The following is a 1,980-nucleotide window of genomic DNA, read 5'->3' on the forward strand; positions in this document are numbered from 1 at the left end:
CTCTGTCTATAGCCTGTTTGATTAAAATGTGAGTACGTAAAATAAAAATTGACATTTTTCAACTATTCATCGATAAGAACTTTAGACTCTCAAGTAAAAAACGATAATCGTTTAAAAGGAGTCCTCTTTATTTTATGAATGGAACCAGCCGGTTATGCGTACCTGAGAATTCCAGCAGGCTGTTTCGATCTGGTATTGATGAGATATTGATACCGTTGGATGCCAGGGTATTCAGCATGTTCAAAAGACGAACATTTGAACAAGTCCATAAAAGAGCGTGTTGTTAAATGGCCGTTGTAAGAGAACCCGCATCAGCACAAATGCTTACCGGCATCTGTATACCGGGTCAAAGTCACGACCTTAAGCGCGCCGTTTTCGTTGGAAACAACCGGCTTTTTATCCCGCCTGTATCGGATAAAGATATCCTTTTCCGGCATAGCCTTTTTCATGCGCACGGATTTTTGGATGGAATGGATACGGCACACCAGTGAGCAGTAAGAGTGATTTTCATCCCGTGATCCCATTCACTGGATGATTCACTGGATGAAAATTACGGAATCCAGACCGTCGGGGTAGCCCGGATCTTTTTGGGGTTTGGCACCCAAACCTATCAAAGTCTTCCCCCTGGAATTTTTATTAAAAGGTATTGGCTTGGACGGATTTCATGGGTACCGGTAGCGATGATGCAGGTATCGAATTCAATGTCCATGTTCTGATCGCTGGCAGTTAGTTCTCCGGTAAATCTGCCCACCAAGCCGGATACCCGGGTAAGGGTTGTGCCGGTCATGACCTGGATGCGTTGGTAATTCTCAACATCCTGGATCAATGTTTTCAAGGCGGCTTGGGCATCTTCGTTTTTCCAGGTACGCTCCGCCGTATTGGTTTTACCGCCCAGGGGTGATATTGATCTTGATGTCCATGAGCGAGAAGTTCTGGGTTGCCTTTGCAACGGCCATTTTTACCTGGGCCTTGGCTTTTTGCGTAGCCTTTTCCGGTTCATGGGTTCTCGGGCGTAGGCTGCCACCATCACTTTTTTAGGGAATTTTTCAGCGCAAAGACCACAGGCAATACATTTTTTCGTTCACAAACCTGGGAGCCTTTTTTACCCTAACCGTTAAATTGCCAAACTCGCCGGATACATCCGTAATTTCCGACAGCGTTAAAATTTCAATCTTCAAGTGCCGACCGCACCCGACCAGTTTGAGTGAAATAATTCACATGACACAGTCGTTTGTGGGGAAGGTTTTGTCCAATTGTGACGTGGCCCCTCCTATGCCAGTGGTTTTTTCGACAAGATACATGTAAAATCCAGAATCTGCCGCATCCAGTGCGGCCTGAATTTCGGCAATGCCTCCCCCCTGCAATAAGGACAGAGCCCTTTACTTGATTAATTATGTTTAAACACCTTTCCATTATCTGTGCGGCCTCTTCAACTGCTCTTTGAGCCACCGGGAAGAACCCGGGACTGGTTTCTTCGGGACTAAATAACCTCAGGGCCAGATGGTATATTGCCACAGCCGAACCCCAGATTTTTTTGTATAAACTTTAGGCGGCACTGAATCTCTTCCGCTTTTAATTTTCAATACAACCGTTAAAAAAGCATTTAACTATTTATCATCAATATTTTTGATTAAAGATGGTTATAATTAGCAATGGTAAAATGGGATGTTGATACGGATTTATCGAAGTTGAAAAGAAAATAGTAAATTCATTTACTCTGTAATTCATTGAAGATAAGGACGTTATGAATCAATTTTGCCTGGAGATTGAAAATGATGCATAGAAATGTTTTATCTCTTATAAAGATGTGTGATGTTTGTCATCATTCAATTTTTTTTGAATGATGTATTCAAAAAAAATCGTGTTTTGAAATTTTATTTTAAAAAAAATCAGCGCTGACGCATCAAAATTTATTATCAATGATATCAGGGGGGCGGAGCGACATCTAAAATTATTTTGTCGCAAAATTATAATAGACAC

2 protein-coding genes and 1 pseudogene are annotated in these 1,980 nt (G+C 42.0%); all 3 read right to left on the minus strand.

The window, feature by feature from the left end; translation table 11 throughout:
• Positions 1-311: 311 nt before the first annotated feature.
• Positions 312-524 carry a hypothetical protein gene (locus B147_RS0108370; protein WP_020586760.1) on the minus strand — a complete coding sequence of 71 codons (213 nt, stop codon included), beginning with the start codon at positions 522-524 and terminating at the stop codon, positions 312-314.
• 86 nt (positions 525-610) lie between these two features.
• Positions 611-949 carry a hypothetical protein gene (locus B147_RS0108375; RefSeq protein WP_020586761.1) on the minus strand — a complete coding sequence of 113 codons (339 nt, stop codon included), beginning with the start codon at positions 947-949 and terminating at the stop codon, positions 611-613.
• A gap of 78 nt (positions 950-1,027) precedes the next feature.
• Positions 1,028-1,413: pseudogene (locus tag B147_RS33480) on the minus strand (heterodisulfide reductase); the annotation flags it as partial.
• Positions 1,414-1,980: the final 567 nt, after the last annotated feature.

The sequence above is a fragment of the Desulfobacter curvatus DSM 3379 genome, from assembly GCF_000373985.1.
In the GTDB taxonomy this organism is placed as follows: Bacteria; Desulfobacterota; Desulfobacteria; order Desulfobacterales; family Desulfobacteraceae; genus Desulfobacter; species Desulfobacter curvatus.

Coding starts and splice junctions, on each gene's coding strand:
- B147_RS0108370 (WP_020586760.1), bottom strand. CDS start 524: ATGGGATCACGGGATGAAAATCACTCTTACTGCTCACTGGTGTGCCGT.